Annotated in this window: 22 protein-coding genes; 15 read left to right on the forward strand and 7 right to left on the reverse strand. The window is 40.6% G+C overall.

Annotated features, from left to right (window positions below; translation table 11 throughout):
* The first annotated feature begins 178 nt into the window (after positions 1-178).
* From HC725_RS01795 to HC725_RS01825, 7 genes are all read left to right on the forward strand, one after another.
* Positions 179-724 (forward strand): GNAT family N-acetyltransferase, encoded by a 546-nt coding sequence (locus tag HC725_RS01795; protein WP_190330058.1) that lies wholly within the window; start codon positions 179-181, stop codon positions 722-724.
* 135 nt (positions 725-859) lie between these two features.
* Entirely contained in the window at positions 860-1,561 is a 702-nt protein-coding gene (locus HC725_RS01800; RefSeq protein WP_190330059.1) for a hypothetical protein, read from the forward strand.
* An 84-nt stretch (positions 1,562-1,645) separates the two neighbouring features.
* Positions 1,646-2,245: a hypothetical protein gene (locus tag HC725_RS01805; RefSeq protein WP_190330060.1), complete on the forward strand. Its 600-nt coding sequence runs from the start codon at positions 1,646-1,648 to the stop codon at positions 2,243-2,245.
* Positions 2,246-2,352: 107 nt separating this feature from the next.
* Positions 2,353-2,754: a hypothetical protein gene (locus HC725_RS01810; RefSeq protein WP_190330061.1), complete on the forward strand. Its 402-nt coding sequence runs from the start codon at positions 2,353-2,355 to the stop codon at positions 2,752-2,754.
* A gap of 715 nt (positions 2,755-3,469) precedes the next feature.
* The gene (locus tag HC725_RS01815) at positions 3,470-4,333 is read left to right on the forward strand and encodes a hypothetical protein (RefSeq protein ID WP_190330062.1); all 864 of its coding nucleotides are present in this window, start codon (positions 3,470-3,472) and stop codon (positions 4,331-4,333) included.
* A 125-nt stretch (positions 4,334-4,458) separates the two neighbouring features.
* Positions 4,459-5,844: a hypothetical protein gene (locus tag HC725_RS01820; RefSeq protein ID WP_190330063.1), complete on the forward strand. Its 1,386-nt coding sequence runs from the start codon at positions 4,459-4,461 to the stop codon at positions 5,842-5,844.
* Positions 5,845-5,959: 115 nt separating this feature from the next.
* Positions 5,960-6,229 carry a YrhK family protein gene (locus HC725_RS01825; protein WP_190330064.1) on the forward strand — a complete coding sequence of 90 codons (270 nt, stop codon included), beginning with the start codon at positions 5,960-5,962 and terminating at the stop codon, positions 6,227-6,229.
* Between the two features lie 276 nt (positions 6,230-6,505).
* Here the strand turns inward: HC725_RS01825 and gdhA are convergent, their stop codons facing one another.
* Positions 6,506-7,858 carry an NADP-specific glutamate dehydrogenase gene (gene gdhA / locus HC725_RS01830; RefSeq protein WP_190330065.1) on the reverse strand — a complete coding sequence of 451 codons (1,353 nt, stop codon included), beginning with the start codon at positions 7,856-7,858 and terminating at the stop codon, positions 6,506-6,508.
* Positions 7,859-8,118: 260 nt separating this feature from the next.
* Between gdhA and HC725_RS01835 the strand changes: the two genes are divergently transcribed.
* Positions 8,119-8,337 (forward strand): DUF6500 family protein, encoded by a 219-nt coding sequence (locus tag HC725_RS01835; RefSeq protein ID WP_190330066.1) that lies wholly within the window; start codon positions 8,119-8,121, stop codon positions 8,335-8,337.
* 133 nt (positions 8,338-8,470) lie between these two features.
* Here HC725_RS01835 and HC725_RS01840 read toward each other — a convergent pair whose 3' ends face one another.
* Complete coding sequence (locus HC725_RS01840) at positions 8,471-9,691, reverse strand: amino acid deaminase (protein ID WP_190330067.1); 1,221 nt, start codon at positions 9,689-9,691, stop codon at positions 8,471-8,473.
* Positions 9,692-9,937: 246 nt separating this feature from the next.
* Here HC725_RS01840 and HC725_RS01845 point away from each other — a divergent pair, with 246 nt between their 5' ends.
* From HC725_RS01845 to HC725_RS01860, 4 genes are all read left to right on the forward strand, one after another.
* Positions 9,938-10,801 carry a MurR/RpiR family transcriptional regulator gene (locus HC725_RS01845; protein WP_190330068.1) on the forward strand — a complete coding sequence of 288 codons (864 nt, stop codon included), beginning with the start codon at positions 9,938-9,940 and terminating at the stop codon, positions 10,799-10,801.
* Between the two features lie 48 nt (positions 10,802-10,849).
* Positions 10,850-12,298: an N-acyl-D-amino-acid deacylase family protein gene (locus HC725_RS01850; RefSeq protein WP_190330069.1), complete on the forward strand. Its 1,449-nt coding sequence runs from the start codon at positions 10,850-10,852 to the stop codon at positions 12,296-12,298.
* Between the two features lie 72 nt (positions 12,299-12,370).
* Entirely contained in the window at positions 12,371-12,763 is a 393-nt protein-coding gene (locus HC725_RS01855) for a RidA family protein (RefSeq protein WP_190330070.1), read from the forward strand.
* 177 nt (positions 12,764-12,940) lie between these two features.
* A complete protein-coding gene (locus HC725_RS01860) occupies positions 12,941-14,452 on the forward strand; it encodes a sodium:solute symporter family protein (protein WP_190330071.1) in 1,512 nt (503 codons plus the stop codon).
* An 85-nt stretch (positions 14,453-14,537) separates the two neighbouring features.
* Here the strand turns inward: HC725_RS01860 and HC725_RS01865 are convergent, their stop codons facing one another.
* The 4 genes from HC725_RS01865 to gltS all read right to left on the reverse strand — a co-directional run bounded on the left by HC725_RS01865 (position 14,538) and on the right by gltS (position 19,100).
* Positions 14,538-15,254 carry a hypothetical protein gene (locus HC725_RS01865; RefSeq protein ID WP_190330072.1) on the reverse strand — a complete coding sequence of 239 codons (717 nt, stop codon included), beginning with the start codon at positions 15,252-15,254 and terminating at the stop codon, positions 14,538-14,540.
* A 155-nt stretch (positions 15,255-15,409) separates the two neighbouring features.
* A complete protein-coding gene (locus HC725_RS01870; RefSeq protein WP_194687845.1) occupies positions 15,410-16,312 on the reverse strand; it encodes a 1,4-dihydroxy-2-naphthoyl-CoA synthase in 903 nt (300 codons plus the stop codon).
* A 58-nt stretch (positions 16,313-16,370) separates the two neighbouring features.
* Positions 16,371-17,729 (reverse strand): MDR family MFS transporter, encoded by a 1,359-nt coding sequence (locus tag HC725_RS01875; protein WP_190330289.1) that lies wholly within the window; start codon positions 17,727-17,729, stop codon positions 16,371-16,373.
* 147 nt (positions 17,730-17,876) lie between these two features.
* Entirely contained in the window at positions 17,877-19,100 is a 1,224-nt protein-coding gene (gene gltS / locus HC725_RS01880) for a sodium/glutamate symporter (protein ID WP_190330074.1), read from the reverse strand.
* A gap of 714 nt (positions 19,101-19,814) precedes the next feature.
* On the opposite strand from gltS, the gene HC725_RS01885 reads away from it, so the two are divergent.
* Positions 19,815-20,453, forward strand: coding sequence for a YdcF family protein (locus HC725_RS01885; RefSeq protein ID WP_190330075.1), 639 nt, complete (start codon positions 19,815-19,817; stop codon positions 20,451-20,453).
* 48 nt (positions 20,454-20,501) lie between these two features.
* The gene (dgcA, locus tag HC725_RS01890) at positions 20,502-21,458 is read left to right on the forward strand and encodes an N-acetyl-D-Glu racemase DgcA (protein ID WP_194687846.1); all 957 of its coding nucleotides are present in this window, start codon (positions 20,502-20,504) and stop codon (positions 21,456-21,458) included.
* Positions 21,459-21,618: 160 nt separating this feature from the next.
* Here dgcA and mpaA read toward each other — a convergent pair whose 3' ends face one another.
* Positions 21,619-22,341: a murein tripeptide amidase MpaA gene (gene mpaA, locus HC725_RS01895; RefSeq protein WP_190330076.1), complete on the reverse strand. Its 723-nt coding sequence runs from the start codon at positions 22,339-22,341 to the stop codon at positions 21,619-21,621.
* 256 nt (positions 22,342-22,597) lie between these two features.
* Between mpaA and HC725_RS01900 the strand changes: the two genes are divergently transcribed.
* Positions 22,598-24,214 (forward strand): peptide ABC transporter substrate-binding protein, encoded by a 1,617-nt coding sequence (locus HC725_RS01900; RefSeq protein ID WP_190330077.1) that lies wholly within the window; start codon positions 22,598-22,600, stop codon positions 24,212-24,214.
* Positions 24,215-24,324: the final 110 nt, after the last annotated feature.

Raw genomic sequence — 24,324 nt, forward strand, 5'->3', positions numbered from 1 at the left:
ATGCCAGAGTGTAGAACAGAAATTTTCCGTCTATTTCTTGGTAAAGATATTAAGAGAGTAGCAAGATCTTGTTTTTAAAACGAAACGGTTGCCAAATATAAGGAAGCTAGTAAATATAGATATATGGGATAGACAGAAGCATTCCGTCTATTAAGCGTTATGTTTTTAAGAGGAAATCATGTTTACATTGGATGTTGATACCGATCTGAAACTGGCTTTGGTTACTCCCAAGTTTGCTTCGGCCTATCTTGGAATTGTCAGTCGAGAGAGGGAGTACTTGAGTCAATGGTTAGCTTGGCCTCCTCATGCAAGCAATGAAGAGTTTTTTCTTAGCTTTATCAAAAGTTCATTGCATGATTATGCTGATGGAAAATCCTTAGTTTGTGGGATGATTTACCAAGATAAGTTGGTTGGAAATATCAGTTTTAACAGTATTAACCGTCAACTGAAAAAAGTAGAGATTGGCTACTGGTTAAGCTCTGAATACCAAGGTAAAGGTATCGTGAGTAAGTCAGTTTTAAAACTGACCGACTTGGCTTTTACTGAATTTGATATGGAAAAGGTTCAGATATCAGCAGCGAGCGAAAATATTCCAAGTCGTAATGTATGTGAACGTTTAGGTTTCTCGCTTGAGGGCATAATCAGTTGCGCAGAAAATTTGAATGGCCGAGTTGTAGATCATGCTGTTTATGGTCTAAATCGTACCCATTGGCCCAAAACATAACAAACGCTTCAAGAGGGACAGCCAACGCGCGGCATTTTTACTATGCGTTGGTTTTTGTGATTACGGTGTTATGCGGAAGCTTGGCAGTAGCGTTGGCTGCCCCTTAAGCGGGCGTTAGATTTTCAAGAGAGAACTATGGATATTCTTAATAATGCGTGGGTGGTAGGTATTGGAGGGGGCCTTTTGAGTGGTCTTCTTGTAACTTTAATTACCCGATACATCTTTTCGAAGAAAGATGACAAGGAGTATGTGCAAAAACTCGCTACGGTGAATAAGGAAGTTGTGTATGCACTTCGACCTGGGATTTCTGAGGGGCACATTCCTGATGAAGAAGTACTGTCTTCTTTAATTAACGCAACAGCGAGAAAATACAAAGTGGCTCGTGATGATGTGTTTAGGCCAAAACAGATTGCCGAAGAATTAATTAAAGAAATATTGGACTCAAGTTTTATCTCATCAGAAACGAAAAAAAACTATTGTGAAACTTTGGCTCACTTAATAAAAGAAAGAGAGCAAGCCTCTCAGGCACTAGACCTAAAAACCGTAGAAGAAGTAGAACGTAAAATTTCGGAATCCGACTATAGAAGTCGTCTGGTTACAAGAATGAGTGCTATTCTCGGTTTAACCGCTGCGATGGGGACGATGTCTGTTACTCTAATTAAAGACTTGGGTATTTCTTCTGGCGGCGGAATTTCTAAAATATTCGATCTTGCTGCTCCAAGTTTTACTGTTGTATTGGCAACTATGGTAGCAATGATTTCGATGGTTCTTGCCATGAAATTGAAAACATTGAAAGATGATGACTTGGAAGATGCCAGTGATAAATCTAACAAGTAAATCTACCGGAAAACATTTGCTTCGTTCGCTGCGCTCACTACACAAATATTTCCGGTAATTTAGGCGTTATACGATAGGAGTAAAATGAAACTACCAATATTTTTATCATCAGCACTTGTTGTGCTAGGTGTTGTATTTGGCGGATGGCTAATCTGTCAAGATTTAACGCTAAATGAAAAACTAACTCTAATTGTCTATATAGTTACGGCTATAGGCGGTCTAGTTTCCGCGATATTCATTGTTTACGGATATTTTGTAAACTTGAGCGTTTTTAAAGAGTCTCAAAAGCCTAAGCTGATGATTCAGGTTCATAATGGCTCGTGCATCATAGATGTGAATAGCGTTCAGAAAGAGGTACATCAAACAATAATTAGGTATGCAAACCTTAGTGATAACGAATGTAGATCTTTAAGTATTACAGCAGCTTTAGAGACTGAAGGTGAGAAAATACTAATTCCAAGGTTATTCTCTGAAACTATGAATTTGTCTCCCGGTGATGATAGGTATAGGGATTTCCCTACTTTGAAGTATTTGGCAGACAATGGCGTTGCCCAAGCGGTTTTAGATAACCTATACAGATATAAGCTCAAGGTGTCATATAGCTATACGTTAATGGGAGAGTCGACATCTAGTGATTACTATTACTCTTGGAACGTTCAGACTCAAAGTTGGCAAATCGTATAACAAGGCGTTCAAGAGTGACTCCGCAACGTGTGCCGGTTTTCGTTTCGCTTAAGATTATGGCACACGCGGCTGCGCACCTTAACGCGGCGTTATGTTCAGGATGAAGTATGCAGGACGAAATTAATCAATATCATGAATTAGCTAAAGATGCAGGAAATCGACTAAGATCTTACATTCTATCGGTTTCATCAGGTGCAACTGGTGTTTTCTTCTTGGCTCTGACTAAAGATGATCAGAAATACTCAGATCTAGAGCAAATCTTACTTTCTGCCGCTTTAATCAGTTTTGTTATTACTGTTGTGCTATGCCTCTATGAGCTTCGTGTGGATGCGAAGCGATTCTTCGCACTTACACAAGAGTTGAGAAAGCCGGAAGAGGAACAGTGTTGGAAAGCTAATGAAAAATACAAGAAAAAGCGTTATTGGCTAATCCATAGCTCGTACGTAACTCTTGGTGTTGCTATGACTGCTACAAGTGCATTTTTAGTTCTGCGAATAATTTGCACATAATAAACATTTAAGGTTTCAAGATACTTTTACTAATCTGATATCTATCAAGGGGAAGTGCTAGTTTTTATCTCTTGTAGTTTCAATATCTACCCAATATCCACCGCACATTATCAGTGCGTCATTCCAGCCGAGCCTAAGCGAGAGCAGGAATCTACTTATCACGCGCTGAATATTTACAGTGTTTTTTTACGCTAATACCATTACACAACAAGCGATCACAAATAACTCCCTCTCTTAACCAATGAAAAATACTTGGCATCAAGATTTACAGCCAAGGGAGGGCAGGGTTGATGTGAGTGATTTATTTATTCCCAAAACAGCGTTAGCCAGTAACCTTGCAACTGCTATAATGATTACCCTTTTCCATATATTTTCTCATGTTAAATGTTGTCAAATCTGAGTGGTTTGGAATTGGAACAATTGGACTTTTAGTCAGAAAAGTTAGGTATGTATGAATCAAAGGTATAGCTCTGGTTTTCGGTTAGTTCTAGCTACTGAGTAAATCCACAGTTCTTTACTATGAGTTAACTTTGGTGAACTATACGGATTGTTTCCGCATTTTATGATGAATAAATATGAGGTGAATTCATATTTTATGAATCAATTTAGTTGTTTAGCTTGCTGTTTAAAAAAGTGATTGAGAAGATAGACGGAAAGACTATACGGATTTTTCCGTCTATTAAATTGTTAGCTTTCAAAGAAACCCCAAAACCAGATGAATAGAATTTTATATGCATATCTCAATATTGACCACCCAATGGTAGCTTGGGAGGTAGCGATAGGTCGAATTAAATCAAGTTGTCATGACCATAATTTGGGAGTTTCAATATGGTTCTATTCTCAGATGCAAAAGTATATTGCAAATCCTAATTCAAAACTAGTCATAGACGAGTTTAAACTTGAATTGGTTAGGCAGGCTTCCTTCCCTAAAAAAGTCTCTCGTTTAAAAGGGGTTTATTTCTTTGAATCTTTTGAAATGGCTAATATGGCTCTAGATCGTTGGAATCTGACTAAACATAAAAAATATATAACAAAAGTATTTTTTTCGGCTGACACTTATACCAATGTAGATTCAGAATGGATTACAACTTTCCTAGGTTCTGATAATGATGATGAATGGATGCAACAATATTGGTCAGGAAAAACATTAGGTGTCAAACCATTAACAGAAATTATAGCCAGTGGCATTGGAATGATTCATGATGAGAAAATAAAAATGCAGGCATATCAAAAAGTAATAGATAGAGATCCTTACACATCTATTTTTTTAAATATGTGTATAGCTGGTTTTAGAGAGAAACGAATGCTAAATATCGGTCAAATATTCCCTTCTATCTCACATGAGTCGGGAGTTTTAAAAGGCGGATATTTTGTACATATGGAAGATATGAATAAAAGAGAGCAAGAAGTGGGAGAGGCGTTTCAAATGGCGAGAGCTAAAGGTCTAAATTTACCTATGTTTCGACATAGTGATCCAGATGTATTTTTCACACTTCCTGATTTGAAAATCTTAGATTTTGAATTTAGCCAAAAAGAAGCTATGACACTATTTGACCAAATACACACGTCAATAAGCTAACAAATTGCTTAAGAGTGATTCGTAACGTGTGGCATTTTTAGTTTGCGGTAGCTTTTGTATTGCGTTACTCACACCTTAGCAAAGCGTTATACGCAAAATCCAGTACATCAAAAATTGGGAATTAGATGTTAGAAAAAGAAAAGATAGTCCTCTTTTTAGGGAATGCAGATCGTGAGGGGGTTACTGCCAAGCTAAAAGCGGTGGGAACACTTTATAAAAGAAAGATGCTTGAATCGAGCCCTGAAAACTGGCAAACAATTATAGATATTTTTAATGAGTACGAAGTCACTTCAGTAGTCGTTAAATTAACCAACTCGTCCTTTGATATTCTATGCGAAGAGGAATATAAGGGCTTGAGAGAAGAGCTATTAGGGCTTATATCGACAAAGCCCAATGTATTTTTGTCTCATGAGTCGCTCCTAACTGGAGAAAAAGGTAACGATCATGGCGAATATATTGCGAAATTAAATGACTATGATCCTGAGCTTGATGAAGACTATCAGTTTTTGAGGTCCCATTATGACGATTTATTTCAACCTCCAAACTCGGAAGTTGTTGGTGAGGTACTTTCGCTTTTTGAACATCATGAAATATCAATAATACCCTATCAGAAGAATGTTGAGATGACCCTGATAGCATCTTCATTCATAGACAAAAATGAAAGCAACTTAATTTTTAGGATCTATGTTCCCTCAGAAAGAATGTGGGCAAATGAAGCTGAAAAGCTATTGCAGTTATTTAGAGAGTATCTACACAAAGTATCCGGACTAAATGTTAGGCAGGATCAATATAGAACAAATCAAGGGGTTGTTTACGAATTCTTTGGCGGTGATGGTGTGGAACCAAATTCACTCCCTCAGAAATTCGATGAATTTTCCAGTTTTATGGAGTCATGCGTTTCCAATCCAGAAACTGCTCAGGCGTTATTGGAATCGAAAGACCTCAATAAGAGTGAAGTATTTAACCTCGTTGAACGGTATAGCAAAGAAGCTAGAAGGTTACATATAGACATTAAGCAAGAAAGAGAAAGAAAAATTCTTGCTATTAGGCATGGTTTAGAAAGCGAGCTTTCAGAGCATGTTAGAACTGATCACGACTGGGAAGTTATTGAAAGAGTTGTTGAAGCAAGCGTACCTTCTGCAAGTGGTATTTCTTCCGCGCTAACAATTGATAGGAAAATTCAACCTGCGCCAAACAATAGCTTAACGGTTAACATAAACCCGCAAGTCATTGAGTCTGTAAATGGCGTGGTTGCGCAACAAATCATAGGAGATCAACACCTAGGAACTGATGCAAAGACGTTACTGGAACTTATTGACCAATATGCTGGCAAAGATAAGGCTATTCTTGCATCTTCAGTACATGAGCTTTCTGATGAAAGCGCCAAAACTGAAGACCGAATAACAGCAAAACACAGGCTGAAAGGTTTTCTTGTTTCGGCCGGTAGCAAAATTGGTGATGTGGCAACAGGTGTTCTTCAGTCATTTATTGAAAATCAAATTGGCCTGTGAAGAGCGTATAACAAGGTGCTGCTACGGAAAATTTACTCGCTGTCGCTCCCAAATTTCCGCAGAGCACGGCGTTATATTTTTTAGGCAAGTTCGTGTCAACAATCAATGGAGTCATATGAATCAAGATAGCAATCAATTTGCATTCGACCTAGACCAAAGGCACATCATTATTCAGCGTAGATATGAAGCATTGGGTGCGATAAATGATTTTCTAATAGCGTTGTGGTTTTTGATTGGCAGTTTTTTCTTTCTCACCAGTTCACTCGTTGAAAGTGGTACTTGGTTGTTCGTGGTCGGCAGTGCTCAACTGCTTATCAAGCCAACATTAAAGCTGATAAGTCTAGTACACGTAAGCCGATCTTATCACTCAAAAATGAGTGATTGAATGCTATTACTTGAGCTTTAATAGCTAAATATAACAAGTTAATTAGAAGGGCAAAATATGGCTGGCTATCTCGATTTGCTCATAGATATATAATTTAGTCAATTAAAACACGGGATATGGTCCCTGTTGCTGATAGATATTTAAAGACGTTGGAAAAAGTTAGGTTAATAGAGCATTAACTAAACAGTGGTAATGATAGCTGGCTCCGGGTTTGGAACCAGCGGTATCTATTGACATTTTTGCGTTGATAAACGCTTTGCCAATGTTCTTATGATATTACACTAGACCTTGCTCAATCATGGCTTCGGCTACACGTTTGAAACCTGCAATATTGGCACCTAAAACTAGGTTGCCAGGTTGGCCAAATTCAATAGAAGTATCGTTAGCGGCGTCAAAAATATTTTTCATAATTTCTTTTAGCCTTTCGTCTACTTGCTCAAAGGTCCAACTTTGCATGCTGGCATTTTGCGACATTTCTAGTTGGCTTGTCGCCACACCGCCAGCGTTAGCTGCTTTACCTGGGCCATAAGCGATTTTTGCATCAATAAATGCATCAATAGCCGCTTGGGTTGATGGCATGTTCGCGCCTTCACTAACCGCAATACAGCCGTTGGCTAGTAATGCCTTGGCATCTTCGCCAGTTAATTCGTTTTGTGTGGCGCAAGGGAATGCGGCATCTGCTTTAAAGCGCCATACTGCATGGCCGTCTTCTGGATAGTCGCTAGTAGGCACATATTGAGCATCACTATGAGTTTGCAAATACTCGTCTAAGCTTTTGCGGCGAACTTCTTTGATGTCTTTTAATAGGTTAAGGTCGATGCCTTTCTCGTGATAAATAGTACCACGTGAATCTGAACAGCTAACCGGTATTGCACCTAGCTGGTACAGCTTTTCTATAGCATAAATGGCTACGTTACCGGCACCTGAAATAAGGCATTTTTTGCCTTTTAATGAATCGTTGCGATCTTCTAACATGTATTGGGCAAAATAAACGGCGCCATAACCTGTCGCCTCTTTACGCGCTAAAGAGCCGCCCCATAATAGGCTTTTGCCAGTTAATACGCCTTCGTAGCGACCGGTCAAACGCTTGTATTGGCCAAACATATAACCAATTTCACGTGCGCCAACACCAATGTCACCCGCAGGTACGTCGGTTGTTGGGCCAATATGACGATAAAGCTCGGTCATAAATGATTGACAAAAACGCATGATCTCAGCATCTGAGCGACCTTTAGGATCAAAGTTTGCACCGCCTTTACCGCCGCCAATAGCAAGCCCGGTTAAAGCGTTTTTAAACATTTGCTCAAAACCTAAAAACTTAATAATACTGGCGTTAACACTTGGGTGAAAACGTAAGCCGCCTTTATAAGGGCCTAAGGCCGAGTTAAACTCAACGCGGTAACCTTTATTAACTTGAATGTCTCCGTTGTCATCCATCCATGGTACACGGAACATGATTTGGCGCTCAGGCTCAATCATACGCTGGATGATGGCTTGTTTTTGGTAACGGTCACCGTCTTCTAATAAAGGCTCAAGAGAGTCTAATACTTCTTCTACTGCTTGGTAAAATTCTGATTGTGCAGGACTTGTTTTTTTCAAATCTGAAATCGTTTGATGAGTATAAGTCATAGGGTATATCGCCTTCGTTAATAAATAGGGCCTTCCTGTGTCTGATCAATAATCAAAACAAAAAATATTTGGGCGAGAGATTGTATGTGTTTTTGTGGTGATTTTCAGAAATTTTGTTTAGTTTATATGCAAGTGTCTCGCAATAGTGCAGAATTTCGTCGCTTTGAGGAAAGATAAAAAACTGGTGACAGGAAAAAGGGCCGCAAAACGAGCATTACGTTTGGTGTTTGTGGCGTTATAACTTAGGGGAAATGAATAAAATGCGCGTATCTTTAAGAGATAAAATCATCACGGTTTGCACTAAAAAAATTGAACAAAAAGGTGAAAATGTTGGTGTCTCATTTTATGCCTTTTTTGCAAATAAGAATTCTGATCCGGAGTTATTAATGGAAGCCGCGACTTGGTGGATTCAAGAGCATAAGCTTGATCATTTTGAAAAAGCGAAGAAAATTATCGAGATGGTCAAGTCAGAGGGTTGATTGGTTTTTCGCCCTAAACAACGTACTCCAAATACTTTTCAACATGTTATTAAAAAGCCCAGAGCGATGACGTTCTGGGCTAATCTATATCGTTATTATTCTTAATAAATAGTCGTTGCCGATTAAGCTTCGTTTAAAAGCTAGTCTCAACCCAACGAGTTACTTGGTACTCATCATCACAAACTGCAATGTAGCGCCATTTATCAAAGGTTAAACAAGGATGTGAGGTTGAAAAGGCAATCATATCGCCGACTTGTAAATCGCATCCTTCTGCTACCGTCACAAAAGTATGCTGATCCATTACCGCAATGGATGTTAAGCCTTCAATGGAAATAGTTTTGCCATTGCGGTAACCATGTTCGGCGATCGGCAATCCTGCATCAAAGGCAACATCACGTTTACCCATACCTACAATTGCTGTACCTGGTTCTGGTCTTGAAATGACATAGGCCCACACTTCTAACGCCGAGCTTAAATCGCCGCCTAATTCACATGCAAATCCAGAATTGTTTTTCGCGCGATTAATCACTGCATTTTGTGCATCTTGATAGATACCGGTGTCATGAATTAAGTAGCAACCAGGGCGAATAATTGGTGTTAGATCTTGATGCGCACTGAATGTTTCCGCTACGATGTCATACCATGCAGAGCCTGCACCCGTGATGATAGGCGATGCTTGCTGGATAAGGTTTTGCTGTTTAAAAGCTTTAACGAGATCAATCGCAACGGTTAAAAATTCGCGGATCTTCTGCTCAGCGTTATCGCCATGAATAACGCCTTCGTAAACTTCAATACCCTGCAATGTTAGCGCTGGAGTATTGGCAATCACTTGAGCGAGTCTCTCAACTTCTTCTGGTGTTCGACAACCACAACGACCGCCGGTCACGCCCATTTCAATTAATACATTTAACTTGATGTTACGAGCTTCAAAAAAAGTGTTGAGCTGTTGTACATTGGCAACGGAATCCACGCAGCACAAGTAGTTCACGTGTTGTTCTTCAATTAAATTTGCAATGATAGCCATGTTGGCTTTGCCGACTAATTGGTTTGCCATAATGATATTTTTAGCACCAGCCTTTGCGGCGATTTGCGCTTGAGCGGGAGTGGCAATTGTGATCCCCCACGCACCTGCATTTAATTGCTCGGTGAAGAAATCTGCAGTCATCGTGGTCTTGCCGTGAGGAGACAGTTTTACTTGATGATGATCAGCAAATTTTTGCATCCAATTTAAATTGTTGCTGAGTGCGGATTGCTTGATCACAGCAGTTGGTAAACTGATTTCTTCATTAATAAGACTATAAATACCTTGTGGGTTTTCTTGTGCCCATACACCTTTGGTTCCGACATTGTTCATTGACTCAACCCTTCTAATATTGGTGATGAATTTATCTCCTATGATAATAACTAACATTTTTTATGATTGTTAGTTTTCTGTTTTTATTGAGTAACATGATATAAGTCATTAATTTAATACGACTTACTCTTAGTTGTTGTGGTTTCGTGTTAGAAACTATCATACATAATCTGACAGTTTGTGTGGTTTCTCACTTTTTAGCTTAGCGACACACACTAGTATTCTCATCATCAAGAGGGTGGCAACATGACCATTGAAGTAGACATTGTTTCTAAAATTACGGAATGTTTTCCACAGTTACGTGAAGCTGAAAAAAAAGTTGCACGGCTTGTTGTGGATGATTTGGAAGCATCAGCAAAGGCGAGTATTACCGAGCTTGCTAAAGAAGCGAGCGTGAGTGAAGCAACAATCACGCGTTTTGCGAAAGCGGTAGGCTGCATCAATGTTCGAGATCTTAAAATAAAGTTAGCTCAGTCTTTAGCCGTTGGGCAGAGATTTATTATAGAGCCACCAGAAACGACAGGTTTTCAAGGCATTTATGAATCGATTAAGAGCATGGCTGATGTGAATCGAAAGTTGGTGAATGAAGCTGATGTGAATAAAGCGGTCGAATATCTACTTGGGGCGCGACAGATTATTTCGATTGGTATGGGTGGTGGCTCAACGGTTATGAGTCAAGAGTTTCAATATCGCTTAGTACGTTTAGGCTTTGCGACAGTGGCTTATAACGATGGCTTATTAGCGCGTATGGTTGCTTCAACTGCAGACAGTAATGATGTGCTGGTGGTGATTTCAGCGACTGGGTATACGCCGGAAGTGGTTGAGCCAGCATCGATAGCCAAGCAATACGGTTTAAAGATTATTTCTATTACACCAACTGGTTCGCCTTTAGCCCAGCTTAGTGATGTGACATTGCCGATTATCAATAACGAAGGTGATTTCATTTATAAACCTTCAGCATCACGTTACGCGATGATGGCTTTAATCGATGTGATTGCAATGGAGGTCGCGATTCGTCAGAAAAGTCGTTCACGAGATAAATTACGCCGCTTGAAACTTGCATTAGATAGCCACCGTGGTGGTGATGACCGCCAGCCATTAGGTGACTGAATCTGCCGAATACAAAGCGCGACATTATTTTAAATTGAAGAGGTAAACATGCAGTTCGATACACTTTTTAGACATGTTCAAGTTGTTGATGGAACAGGAAAAGATGCTTACTTTGCTGATGTCGCAGTAAAGCATGATCGAGTTGTGGCGATTGGTGATCTAGCCAATACAGAAATAGTAGGCAATGGGCGAGTGATCGATGGTAACGGCTTAGTATTAGCGCCGGGTTTTATTGATGTTCATACGCATGATGATACTAATGTTATTCGTCTTCCTGACTGTTTACCCAAAATAAGTCAAGGTGTCACTACGGTGATAGTCGGTAACTGTGGCATTAGCGCTTCACCAGCAGTACTGGTTGGCGATCCACCGGATCCTATGAATTTATTAGGTAAGCGCGCAGATTTTAAGTATCCAAGTTTTGAGTCGTACGCGAAGGCGGTTCAGGCGGCTCAACCAGCGGTTAATGTGGCAGGTTTAGTTGGGCATACGACATTGCGAAATAACGTGATGGATGATTTATATCGAGCGGCTTCAAGTGATGAGATTGCTCAAATGAAATCTCGATTACGTGAAGCGATGCAGCAAGGAGCATTAGGTTTGAGCTCCGGTTTGGCTTATTCCAGTGCGAATTCGGCCCCGACAGAAGAAGTCATGCAACTTGCCGAAGAGCTTGCAGAATTTGACGGTATTTATACCACTCATATGCGTACAGAGTTCGAGCAAATTTTAGAAGCGATGGATGAAGCATTTCGCACTGGAAAGCATGCCAAAGTACCTGTAGTGATTTCACATTTAAAATGTGCAGGAGCCGGAAACTGGGGGCGAACGGCTGAAACTATTGAGTTAATGGAAAAAACTGCCAAGCATCAAGATGTGTCATGCGATTGTTATCCGTATTCGGCCAGTTCATCCACGCTTGATTTAAAGCAAGTCACTGAAGACATTGATATTTTTATTACTTGGTCAGATGCAAAACCTGAGTATGCAGGAAAAATGTTGAAGGACATTGCTTGCGATATGGATCTACCCCTTATGGAAGCGGCAAAAGCGATGCAGCCCGCTGGAGCGGTGTATCACTGTATGGATGAAGCCGATGTAGAGCGCGTATTGAAATATCGTTTAACTATGGTGGGTTCGGATGGTTTGCCTAATGACCCGCATCCACATCCTCGTTTATGGGGCGCGTTTCCAAGGGTTTTGTCTCATTACACGCGTGATCGAAAAATTTTCAGCCTCGAACAAGCGGTACATAAAATGACGGGTATGTCAGCCAAACGATATTGCCTAGCAGATCGGGGGGAAATAAAAGTGGGTGGCTACGCTGATTTGGTGTTGTTTGATGCACAAGAGATTAAAGATGAAGCCACATTCGAAAATCCAATTGCTGCCGCAAAAGGTATTTATTGCGTGATGGTGAATGGGCAAGTCAGTTATTCAAACGGCAAGGTTGATAGTCATCGACATGGTCGTTTTTTATATCGTCATCAGCAGTAATGATGGCAAATGAAAAGAGTTAGCCGCAAGGCTTAATGTATTTATTGAATGTTCTAAAAAATGGAGAAGATTATGTCTATCAAACGTTACGGTGTTGAAGGCGGTACTGGTACGGGTGGCCAACATTTACCGTTTGCACGTGCAACAGAAGCAGGTGGTTTTTTGTACGTTTCAGGCCAGACGCCAATGACTGATGGTGAAGTGGTTGAAGGTGGCATTGTTGATCAATCTCGTCTTGCGATTCAAAACTGTGTCGACATTATGAAAGAAGCCGGTTACGGCCTTGAAGATGTCGTACATGTGAAAGTGGTTCTGACGGACTCTCGTTATTTCCAATCGTTTAACAAAGTTTTTAAAGAATTCTTTGGCGCAAACCCACCAGCACGTATTTGTATGGTGTGTGATTTGGTGGTGGATGTAAAAGTTGAAGTTGATGTGACGTGTTATCGCAAAGATCGCGTTTAGTTTCATTTAATTGAAACAAAGAAGAAAGTGAAATAAAAAAGAAAGGCTGGCAATGAACCAGCCTGCTAATAAAGCAAAAAAGACTGTATAAACAGTCAATCACTGAACAGCACTGGCTAAGTCAAAAGAAGACAGTGGATGTCCAATAATCAAGCGAATCAGTATAAGGGGTGCGTTATGCACAGTACACTGTTTCTCACCGGTTTCGGTGCGTATGTATTATTTTTAATCTGGTTAGGGTGGTTTGTTTCCCGTAATCAGAAATCAGGCGATGACTTTCTGTTGGGTGGCCGTAGCTTGCCGTTATTCTTAGTTTTAGGGACAACAGTTGCTACTATGGTCGGTACTGGCTCAAGTATGGGCGCGGTTGGTTTTGGTTACACCAATGGTTGGGCGGGAACGCTTTACGGTATTGGGGGAGCTATTGGCATCATTTTATTAGCACTTTGGTTTGCTCCTATGCGCAAATTAAACTTCATGACGATGAGTGAAGAGCTCGCCTATTATGTTGGCGCGAATAAAGTGGTCAAAAATTTAGTGGGTGTCTTGATTTTTGTTGCCTCAATTGGTTGGTTAGGGGCGCACATTTTAGGCGGAGGTTTATACCTTGCATGGATTGCTGATATTGACCTTACGACGGCAAAAATTATTATTGCTGCGGCATTTACCATCTATGTTGTGATTGGTGGTTATACGGCAGTGGTATGGACTGATACTATTCAAGCCATTATCTTATTTGCGGGCTTTATTTTAATGGCCGTGATGTCGGTAAATTATATTGGCGGCTTAGATCACCTATATGATGGTATGGATGCCGCGGCAACCAGTTTCCTTGCGATTGATAAACTCGGTTGGATCCCTGCGCTCTCACTGGCTACTGTGGTTGGCGTTGGTGTATTGGCTACACCATCATTTCGTCAGCGTATTTATTCAGGAAAAGATGTCAAAACGATCCGTCGCTCATTTTTTGCGTCGGGTATTTTATACCTTTTCTTTTCCATTATTCCTGCAGTAATTGGCATGTCAGCTCATGCGATTAACCCAGACTTGAATAACGCTAACTATTCATTTCCATTTATAGCCGCGACGGTTTTACCGGTTGGTTTGGGTTTGATTGTTTTGATTGCCGGCCTTTCTGCCACGATGTCGAGTGCCAGTTCTGATGCGATTGCTGGGGTGTCGATCTTACTTCGTGATATATACATCATGTTTACTGGCACCGTACCACCAAAGAATAAAATGGTGCTGTATTCTCGTTTATCCCTGGTTATTGTGATTGGTTTTGCGCTGATATTTGCATTAACGTCTAACGATATTATTAGCTACATTACCAAAATGATTTCAACAGTTATGTCCGGTATGTTTGTGTGCGGTATGCTAGGGCGATTCTGGAGTCGTTATAACTGGCAGGGTGCTATTGCTACACTGGTTGGGGCGTCAGCTGCATCTATTTCGGTGATGTTTAACGCTGATTGGACTGCATTTTGGGGTAACCCGTGCATTCCATCTGTACTCTTTGCTTTAATTGCAGGCGTGATTGTGAGTTTATGCACACCTGTTAACTTGGTAACGAAAGCGCAAGCACAAGCGATTTTAGATGAAGAGCGAAGTGCAATGGAAGGCAGTGATTCTGATGTCATCGATATGGTAGAAGCTTCAAGCTTAAACTTATCAGAGAGTCGGAAATAACGGCATATAGAATAGTAAAAATAGAAAGATATATTTAACACTCGAACGCTTCTGTTCGAGTGTTATTTTTTATGTATAGCTTCCATTACCAATGGCACTGAGTAGTGTAACCGTTCGCTGAAAATGAGGTTTTTATGGGTAGGTTAGCTTCTTGATCATAAGGGAATTCTGCTAAGCAGGTTTTCGAGACACGAGTAATCTTTCTTTCTGAACCTAGAGTGATCGCCAAATCCACACCTTTTAATTGCTTGATAATAGACCTCGTGGTGCTTGGTGAGTATTGACTAATCAAGACTACTTTATTCCAGCCTTCTATCGCGCCTCTATCTATCGTTGAACCTAGCTTTTTAAGATCACTTTTTGATGGTTTTGCATTATATGTTCGTTCTAAATCAATCAATGATAGAAACGCCACTTTTTGTCCAGATATTTTCTTTACATAGACTTTTGCATGCGTTTTATCTATTGCGAAGTCGTACACTTCTTGATTTTTTGAAACACCGACAATAGGTAGATTGCTCGCAAGAAGAGGGGCGTTGTACCAACGCTGTCCTGAATTAAGTGCATAAACATAGTTATAACCGTTTACGACATCAGGTTTAGATTGATTGAAGGCAGAGAAAAAAGTGATATCTGAACTTTTAATTTTGTTATCGGATGAGGGAAATGTGTCATCTAATAATAATCTATTGTGTTCTAAGCCATATAAATTTATGGATACATCGACAGTTTCTTGAACTTGTGGGGCACAAGCATTTAATGTAAAGCTCGTTATGAGAATAAGAAAAATAGAATACAACATTGAAGTGAGTATCTTTTTAGTGTGACGTGGATCACTATTTTATGTGTTTTGTGATTAGATGCAATGTTTTATGTCACTCCGGTTATTTTAAGACGATACATATCAAAAAAGCCCAGAATGATGAGGTTCTGGGCTAATCTATATCGTTATAATACTTAGTAATGATATGGAAACTTAGAGAAGTCTTTCGGGCGCTTTTCTAGGAAAGAATCACGGCCTTCACGGGCTTCATCTGTGCCGTAAGCAAGGCGAGTTGCTTCACCGGCAAAGAGTTGTTGCCCAACCATGCCATCGTCGGTCATATTCAAACCAAACTTCATCATGCGGAGGGCGGTTGGGGATTTGTGGCAGATGATCTTGCCCCATTCTAATGCTTCTTTTTCGAGATCGGCGTGTGGTACGACTTTATTCACCATACCCATGTCAAACGCATCTTGTGCGCTGTAATCCAAACCTAAGAAGAAGATTTCTCGGGCTTTTTTCTGGCCGACCATTTTGGCTAAATAAGCAGAGCCATAACCAGAGTCAAAACTTGCGACGTCTAAATCGGTTTGTTTAAAAACGGCGTGTTCTTTTGACGCAATTGTCATGTCACATACAACATGCAGTGAATGACCACCACCGGCTGCCCAACCTGGAACGACAGCAATGACTGCTTTTGGCATAAAACGAATCTGGCGCTGTACTTCTAAAATATGCAATCTACCAAGCGCGGCAGGATCGATTTGATCTTGTGGCATTCCTTCATATTTATAACCATCTTTACCGCGAATACGCTGATCGCCTCCAGAACAGAATGCCCAACCACCATCTTTAGCACTTGGCCCGTTACCTGTCAGTAATACACAGCCAACATCGCTCCACATTCTGGCATGTTCAAGGGCGCAATGAAGTTCGTCTACTGTTTTAGGGCGAAAAGCATTGCGGCATTCAGGGCGGTTAAATGCAATACGTACCACGCCAGCTTCAACGGCGCGATGGTAAGTAATGTCTTCAAAAGAAAAGCCTTCTACTTCTTGCCAATCTTCTGGATTAAAAATATCAGAAACAGTCTTCATCACGATAAACCTTTATTTATTGGAGGTAATGCATTGAGTGAGTTTAACACATCAATCTTTAGTCGTTGATCACTTCGGTCGCCAGTTTCTGCTTCTTCAAGGTGAAAAAAGTGAGCAATACGGCAAACAATGCCATGCCAGCCATCATTAAATAGATAGCATTAAAACCCTGACCGAGGACATGTGGTGAGTAATCTGCCATGTTGTCTTTGACTGATTGCCCCTGTGTTGACAGAGTATATTGGAAAACAGCAGAACAAACCGCCACACCGACAGCGCCGCCGAGTTCACGACCGAAATTAAACAAGGATAAACCAATGCCGCGATCTTTTGCGGGTAATACATTTTGCACCACAACACCTAATGCCGGTAAGGTTAAGCCGATGCCTAATCCTGATAGCCCTAGAGCAATTGAAGGGTGAATATGAGCATAGATCATTGCAAAACTTACCGCAGATAATGCAAAGCCAGTGAGTGCTAGCCCTTTATATTTACCCAACTTGTTGACTAATTTCCCGCCGCAATAAGCGCCAATCGTTACACTAACCATAAAGATCACCATGACTTCGCCACTTTCTGATGCTGTCATTCCTCGTTGCCATTGCATCTGCATCGGTAAATAAACTAAAACAGCAAACATTAATAGTTGTGAGCATAAAATTAAGAAAATACACACAACATAGCCTGGTAATTTAGCCAGTCTTGCGGGAAGAATTGGGTCGGAGACCTTACGCTCAATCAGCAATAACATTAGAATTGAAAAGGCTAAAGCGCCACCCATCCAAGAGTGTGGAATGTGGCTTTCTGGTGACAGTAACAGTAATAAGCTGGTGGAAGACAGCATGAGAAATAATGCGCCAAACCAATCAAAATTTGCTTGTCGCTTTTTATTGAGATGTGAGAGGTTTTTACGAATCAAAATGACCGCTAAAACACCTAGCGGTAGATTAATCCAAAATACCCAACGCCAAGATAAATGTTCTGCAAAGTAGCCGCCAAGGAGTGGCCCAGCAATACTGGAAACGGCATAAACAATGGAAATGTAGCCTTGGTACTTTCCGACTTCGCGTGCGGGAATGCAGTCCGCGATGACAGTGAATGCAAGGGCGATTAAACCACCACCACCAATGCCTTGGATGACTCTCGACAATATCAGCGTTTCAATGTCTTTAGAAAAACCGCAAGCTGCCGATCCTAAAATGAATAAACTAATTCCGATATACAACATGCGTACTCGGCCTAAGATATCACTTAACTTGCCATAAATGGGTAATACAGCAGTGGCAGCAAGTAAGTAAGCAGTTACTATCCAAGTCAGAGATTGCCCAGCATTTAGTTCATTACCAATGATTGGAAGTGGTGTGGTGACAATACTTTTTTCAAGCGATCCGAGTGCGATAACTAAAGCAACACTCATGAATATTTTTTGCGGGGAAACTGGCGGTTGTTTTATCACTGAGAATCCTAATAATATTAAGTGAGACCCAGCAGCATGAAATCTACTGGGTTTTATTATCACCTTTTCGAGTTAACCAATACTTATGCATTAACTAATATTTAGGCGCTAACCTACAAACGATAGATAGCCTTGTATGATGATTAAGTTCACGATATCGATAAAGAATGCCCCGACAATAGGAACAACCATAAAAGCTTGTGGTGATGGGCCATAATGAGTAACGATCGAGCCCATGTTCATCACCGCGGTTGGGGTTGCCCCTAAACCAAAACCACAATGGCCACTAGTAATAACGGCTGCATCGTAATTCGAACCCATCACTCGGAAGGTTATATTATAGGCGAACAAACCTAAAATAATGGTTTGAATGCATAAAATAATCAGCAGCGGTACCGCAAGACCAAAAATCTCCCATAGTTTTAAGCTCATTAAAGCCATTGATAAAAACAATGAAAGGGAAACCGTTCCTAAGATATCAACAGTCTCGGTATTGAGTTTATATCGCCCTGATAGCTCAAAAATATTGGTGATGATCACACCTAAAAAGAGTGCATAAACGAAGTCAGGAATTTTTAACCAACTGATCCCAAATGTTCCGACCCATTTTTCAACATAAGTAGCCCCAACAACACACACCAGCATGGTGAATAAGGTTTCAACCACACGTCTGGCCGATACTTCTTCTTCTTCGCTATTGTTGTATGTAACCACATCAGGAAAGCTATCATGGTGCTTATCGCCACTACCATATTCAGATTCAAGATTATGTTTTTGAATGCGGCGCTGCGCGATAGGGCCGCCAATGATACCGCCAACAATCAGGCCGAAAGTGGCTGCTGCCATTGCAAATTCTAATGTGTTAAGTCCATAATTTTCTTGGAACGTACTTGCCCAAGCCGCGCCAGTTCCGTGGCCACCAGAAAGTGTAATAGAACCTGCGACTAAGCCTAATAGAGGATTAAGCCCCAACATGGTCGCAAGGCTGACACCAACAGCATTTTGAATAATGATATAAATTGATGCTACTGCTAGGAAAATAAAGACTTTTTTCCCGCCTTTGATGAGCTGGGTGTAGCTAGCAGATAGTCCCACACTGGTAAAAAATAACAGCATTAGAATTTGTTGCAGAGGCAATTCAAACTCTAACGTAATATTTTGAAAATGCAGAATTGTTGTGATTATCGCCACAATCAATCCACCAACTATAGGTTCTGGAACCTTGTATTTAGATAGAAATGAAATCTTGCTATTGATGAAATGTCCTAATAACAGCACAAAAATCGCCAGTAGAAAAGACTCGATAGAACCCACAGAATAAACTGTATTCATATGCCGCCTCGATAAATAAACTCGATAAAATGTTTAACGATACTTTTAGCATAGTCAGTGTTTTACACGCATGACTAAAAAATAGGCCTTTCCGTGGCGGGTGAGAAAGCTTAAACGAGCGTTAAGTTTCTCTGAAGAGCGATAAGCTATAAGTAACGATGGTGAAGCATTCATACAAACTATGATGTTGATTGAATTATTGACATTAACTTTTCATTTTTATGACGTTTTAGCAATATCGGTCGATAAGATGCCAAGCAAACGAAATGTAAGCGTTTAATTTTTGGAGATCATAATGCCCGTTCTTTATTGTCACTCATGTTGTCGTGATACACAGCACAAGGAAGTGATGTGCAAATCACCAGCAAATAACCATCCAGATATTTCATTAAAAAATAAACTACAGCAGTTTAGTAAGCTGATGAGTCAGTTAATGAGCGGCATACATTACCACAAAATGGACCGAGTTTGTTTTTGTCGTCAATGTAATCATAAAAATAATTGGCGAGCAGATTCACTATCACATTAATTTAGATGATATTTCCTCTGCTTTGTAGCGTATTACGGTTGAGTTTCGTTTGGTGATTTGATTTTTTATTTCTCAATTAGGTTTGTGACTTCCTGCCTGAAAATTCTTTTGGTTTAGACGTTAACAGTCGCGTTAAACTCAAGTACAGTAGCTTCCATTATCGATCCAATGTAGTGGAGGTGAACATGTCGCGTTATTACGATCAAGTGTTAACGGTTTGGAATTATTTAAAGCTTCAACAGAGCTTAAAACCGACTGATGCCATCTTATTATTAGGCAGTTCTGACTTGAGAGTTGGTGAGCGAGCCGCTGAGCTTTATCACCAAGGAATCGCACCTCTTGTGATCTTTTCTGGTGGTGTAGGGCGGATGACGGATGGTTTGTTTGATCAACCTGAAGCCGAAGTTTTTGCAAAAATCGCCATGGATTGTGGAGTGCCGCATCATGCTATTTTGCAAGAAGCTAAGTCCACCAACAGTGGTGAAAACATTGTCTTTACCCGTGAGTTGTTAAATAAGAAAGGGATAGAGATCAACACCGTTACTTTGGTACAAAAACCCTATATGGAACGCCGTGCTTTGGCAACTTGTGAGCAGTATTGGCCACAAGTAAAGGCGCAAGTAACTTCTCCGCAATATGATTTCCTTGATTATTGCAGCCCATTACACCCCTCTTCTGAAGTGATTAATTTAATGATTGGTGAGTTAGAACGCTTACAACGTTACCCTGAGTTGGGTTTTTGCACACCTCAGTCATGGCCTGAAGAGATGACCAATATAATGCAGTCTCTAATTGCGATTGGTTATGATGAACAGATTTTGTAATAAGTCTGGATCCCACCAATAAGTCATTCATACAAGGAAGAATCTAAGTTGATCAGCCCAATAAAATTAACGGTAAGTCGTCATGCTTGGCCTATTAATGGCGCTTTTACGATTTCACGAGGATCAAAAACTCACGCTGATGTCATTGTTGTTACATTGGAACAAAATGGTGTGATGGGGCGTGGTGAAAGTGTGCCATATGCGCGTTATGGTGAGTCCATTGAACAAGCCATGGCAGATTTAACTGCGATAAATATGCAAGCGATGGATTGGGATACCGAAAGTCTCTTGACGATTTTACCTGCTGGCGCGGCTCGCAATGCTTTAGATTGCGCATGGTGGGATTTACACTGTAAACAACAGCATTCGACTATTTGGCAAACGCTTAAGATCAAGCCAAGTGAACAAACGACTGCGTTTACTTTATCGCTTGATACGCCAGAGAAGATGGGACTCGCCGCCGAAAAAAATCAGCATCGTCCTTTGTTAAAATTAAAATTGGCTGGTGAGGGCGATATCGCTCGCGTTGCTGCGGTGCGTAACAATGCGCCCAATAGTCAATTAATTGTGGATGCCAATGAAGGTTGGGATGTTGATATGTATCAGCGCATGATCCCACAACTGGTTGAACTTAATGTGATGATGATCGAGCAACCCTTTCCATCCGATAAAGATGAATGGTTAGATGGGCTGCCTCGGCCCATTTTAATTTGCGCCGATGAATCTTGCCATGATAGCCACAGTTTACCTAAGCTGGTGGGGCGTTATGACATGATCAATATTAAGTTAGATAAAACGGGTGGCTTGACAGAAGCGTTGAAATTAAAACAAACCGCTATTGATCTAGGCTTAAAAATCATGGTGGGTTGTATGGTCGGTAGTTCACTAGGTATGGCGCCCGCCTTTGTAGTGGCTCAAGGGGCCGAAATAGTGGATCTCGATGGACCATTATTGCTGGCGCAAGATTGTGAGCATGGTTTTGAGTTTACTATCTCAAACATGTAAGTGATGAGCCCGGCACTTTGGGGGTAACTATTTGCTAGTGTGGATATATTTTTGGAGTGAGTGTATGGCTTCACTCCAAAGAGGGGTCATTAAGGTTATTATTACAATCAGATTATTAACAATCAGATTATTAACAGCCCAAACATTAACAACCCCAATATTAAAAATTAGTGCTTTCTTGTCCGGTTAACAGTTTTACCAGCATCGATTCATACTCTTCACTGGCAAAATCGCTTGAAACAGGTGGAAGCTCTACCGTGACACACAATAAATCTCGTTCTGCGCACCAACTGCCAAATGATCCCGGCGTGTCATAACCCACATCACCGACCACCGGCAAATTCATTTGATTGGCAAACCACTGGCCGAGAGTGGAATTGGCAGGATCATCAATACACGCTAATGGTTCATGAAAAGAAGCCACCCATGCAGGATTGAGTTGTTCAATAAGATCACAAAGTGCTTGAGTTTCCGGCTCAGAATTACCGGTTTCACCTGTACCAATGAACACATCTCGTTCTGGTTCTTTAGTATTCCAACGATAAACCGTTCCGCCTTTCTGCCAATTCTGGCTGGCAAAATTTCGATTTAAATCAACCCCGTTAGCATTGGCACGTGTACCTAATTGGTTACCATCTGGATTCATAGATAAGATGACATGGTGGTGTAAGTTACTCATTTGAATTGATCGTAAAGCGCAAGATAAGCTGGTAATTGAGGCTGTCTCATCGCCATGTGTACCGGCAATAATTAAACCTGTTGTTGAAGTTATTACTTGAGCGGGGAAGTACAATAGAGCCGCCCCTAATACCGATTGCCCATAACTAACTGGTTGATTCTGAAATTGGCCTCGTTGTTGGCGAGAGCGGAGGGAAGTTGTCATGGGATCATCCTAATCTTTGATATCTGTTTTGGATTTTAATTGAACGAGTATCACTTAATCACACTTTCAGATAAAGCAATTCACAATTTTTTTATAAAGATCATAATAATGTTATAAAAATCGAAAGCATAAAATTGGGAATAATAAAGTTTGTCGATCTTTAAGCCATAAATTTGCAAAGAAATAATGTGTGTCACTGCGGCTAGCGTTATAGTTAGTCATAATAATTACTTATCTTCAAAATCAAGGAAGAAATATGTCTAAGTTTTCTTTATCGCTGGTCGCCCTTTCTCTTAGTTCCGCACTTTGTATACCAGCTTACGCAGCTCAAGTTCCATCTGGCACTGTCTTGGCGAAAAAACAAGAATTAGTACGTGGTAATGATGCAGAAGCGCCCACGCTGAATCCCCTAAAAGCAGAAGGCATTCCTGAAATGCATATTTTGCGTGATTTGTTTGAAGGCTTAGTCATTCAAGATAAAGATGGCAGTGTGGTTCCGGGTGTAGCGAAAAGTTGGGAAACCACCGATAACAAAACTTATATTTTTCACCTACGCCATGATGCTAAATGGTCGAATGGTGACCCTGTTACAGCGAAAGATTTTGTGTATAGCTTACGTACGGCGGTTGATCCTAAATTTGCCTCTCCGAATTCTTGGTACTTAAAATTAACTGGGATTAAAAATGCAGAAGCAATTATTGATGGTGATAAAGGCGTCGATGAACTAGGCGTGAAAGCACTTGATCCATACACACTGCAATTTGATCTTGATAAACCCGTTCCTTATTTTGTGGCAATGACCGCACATACTGTGATGATGCCGATTAATCAAAAAGTAGTGCAAGAATTTGGAGATGAGTGGACTAAGCCTGAAAACATGGTCTCCAATGGAGCCTATAAGCTTTCCAGTTGGGTTATAAATGAACGTTTAGAAATGGCGCGTAATCCAAACTATTGGGATAACAAGCACACTGTTATCAATAAAGTGACCTATATTCCGTTTGAGAGCCAAACGTCAGCGATGAATCGGTATTTGACGGGGGAAGTGGACATTACCTCCGATGTGCCAGTTGCGATGGTGGATAAGCTGAAAAAAGATCATCCTGAAGCGTATAAAATCACTCCATTATTGTGTACTTATTATTATGCGATGAATACTCAACGTAAGCCTTTTGATGATGCGCGCGTGCGTAAAGCGATTTCGTACACCATTATGCGAAATGTGATTGCGAATGGTGTGACTAAAGGCAATGTTCCTGCATATACGTTTGCGCACCAAGATGTGGCGAACTTTAAGGCCACCGCGCCAGAGTACAGTACTTGGACTCAGCAGCAACGAGATAAAGAGGCTGCGACATTATTAAAAGAAGCAGGTTATGATAAGTCTAATCCGCTTAAAGCGACCTTGCTTTATAATACCAGTGAAAACCATAAAGCGATTGCCGTTGCGATTGCATCTATGCTGAAGAAGAATTTAGGCATGGAAATCACACTGGATAACCAAGAGTGGAAATCCTATTTAACGGCTCGTCAGCAACGTAACTTCGATATTATGCGCGCTTCTTGGTGTGGTGATTACAATGAAGCTTCTACGTTCTTAAGCTTATTAACCTCTGGTAACGACAAAAATTTTCCATCTTATGCCAATCCAGATTACGACAAAGTATTGGAAAAAGCACAAAGTGCAGTGGATATAAAAGAGCGTAATAAATTTTACAATCAAGCAGAACAAATATTGGCCAAAGATATGCCAATTGCGCCAATTTACTACTTTATGCAATCACGTTTAGTGAATCCGAAACTGGGTGGTTATCCAATGCATAACGCAGAAGGGCGAATTTACTCGAAAGATTTATATTTCAAAGCGAAATAATCGTCATAATTAAATCTCTCACTTGATATTAAATCGTCATTACTACCAATGCTTTGTCATGGTAGCTATGACGATTTTTTGATCTCTTCCACAAACAAAACATAGCCGAT

The sequence above is a fragment of the Vibrio sp. S17_S38 genome, assembly GCF_014694375.1.
Taxonomy (GTDB): Bacteria; Pseudomonadota; Gammaproteobacteria; order Enterobacterales; family Vibrionaceae; genus Vibrio.

Coding starts and splice junctions, on each gene's coding strand:
- HC725_RS01800 (WP_190330059.1), top strand. CDS start 860: ATGGATATTCTTAATAATGCGTGGGTGGTAGGTATTGGAGGGGGCCTT.
- mpaA (WP_190330076.1), bottom strand. CDS start 22,341: ATGACAACTTCCCTCCGCTCTCGCCAACAACGAGGCCAATTTCAGAAT.
- HC725_RS01810 (WP_190330061.1), top strand. CDS start 2,353: ATGCAGGACGAAATTAATCAATATCATGAATTAGCTAAAGATGCAGGA.
- HC725_RS01865 (WP_190330072.1), bottom strand. CDS start 15,254: ATGTTGTATTCTATTTTTCTTATTCTCATAACGAGCTTTACATTAAAT.
- HC725_RS01850 (WP_190330069.1), top strand. CDS start 10,850: ATGCAGTTCGATACACTTTTTAGACATGTTCAAGTTGTTGATGGAACA.
- HC725_RS01845 (WP_190330068.1), top strand. CDS start 9,938: ATGACCATTGAAGTAGACATTGTTTCTAAAATTACGGAATGTTTTCCA.
- HC725_RS01820 (WP_190330063.1), top strand. CDS start 4,459: ATGTTAGAAAAAGAAAAGATAGTCCTCTTTTTAGGGAATGCAGATCGT.
- HC725_RS01900 (WP_190330077.1), top strand. CDS start 22,598: ATGTCTAAGTTTTCTTTATCGCTGGTCGCCCTTTCTCTTAGTTCCGCA.
- HC725_RS01885 (WP_190330075.1), top strand. CDS start 19,815: ATGTCGCGTTATTACGATCAAGTGTTAACGGTTTGGAATTATTTAAAG.
- HC725_RS01875 (WP_190330289.1), bottom strand. CDS start 17,729: ATGAGTGTTGCTTTAGTTATCGCACTCGGATCGCTTGAAAAAAGTATT.
- HC725_RS01840 (WP_190330067.1), bottom strand. CDS start 9,691: ATGAACAATGTCGGAACCAAAGGTGTATGGGCACAAGAAAACCCACAA.
- HC725_RS01805 (WP_190330060.1), top strand. CDS start 1,646: ATGAAACTACCAATATTTTTATCATCAGCACTTGTTGTGCTAGGTGTT.
- HC725_RS01825 (WP_190330064.1), top strand. CDS start 5,960: ATGAATCAAGATAGCAATCAATTTGCATTCGACCTAGACCAAAGGCAC.
- gdhA (WP_190330065.1), bottom strand. CDS start 7,858: ATGACTTATACTCATCAAACGATTTCAGATTTGAAAAAAACAAGTCCT.
- HC725_RS01860 (WP_190330071.1), top strand. CDS start 12,941: ATGCACAGTACACTGTTTCTCACCGGTTTCGGTGCGTATGTATTATTT.
- HC725_RS01870 (WP_194687845.1), bottom strand. CDS start 16,312: ATGAAGACTGTTTCTGATATTTTTAATCCAGAAGATTGGCAAGAAGTA.
- HC725_RS01815 (WP_190330062.1), top strand. CDS start 3,470: ATGAATAGAATTTTATATGCATATCTCAATATTGACCACCCAATGGTA.
- HC725_RS01795 (WP_190330058.1), top strand. CDS start 179: ATGTTTACATTGGATGTTGATACCGATCTGAAACTGGCTTTGGTTACT.
- HC725_RS01855 (WP_190330070.1), top strand. CDS start 12,371: ATGTCTATCAAACGTTACGGTGTTGAAGGCGGTACTGGTACGGGTGGC.
- HC725_RS01835 (WP_190330066.1), top strand. CDS start 8,119: ATGCGCGTATCTTTAAGAGATAAAATCATCACGGTTTGCACTAAAAAA.
- gltS (WP_190330074.1), bottom strand. CDS start 19,100: ATGAATACAGTTTATTCTGTGGGTTCTATCGAGTCTTTTCTACTGGCG.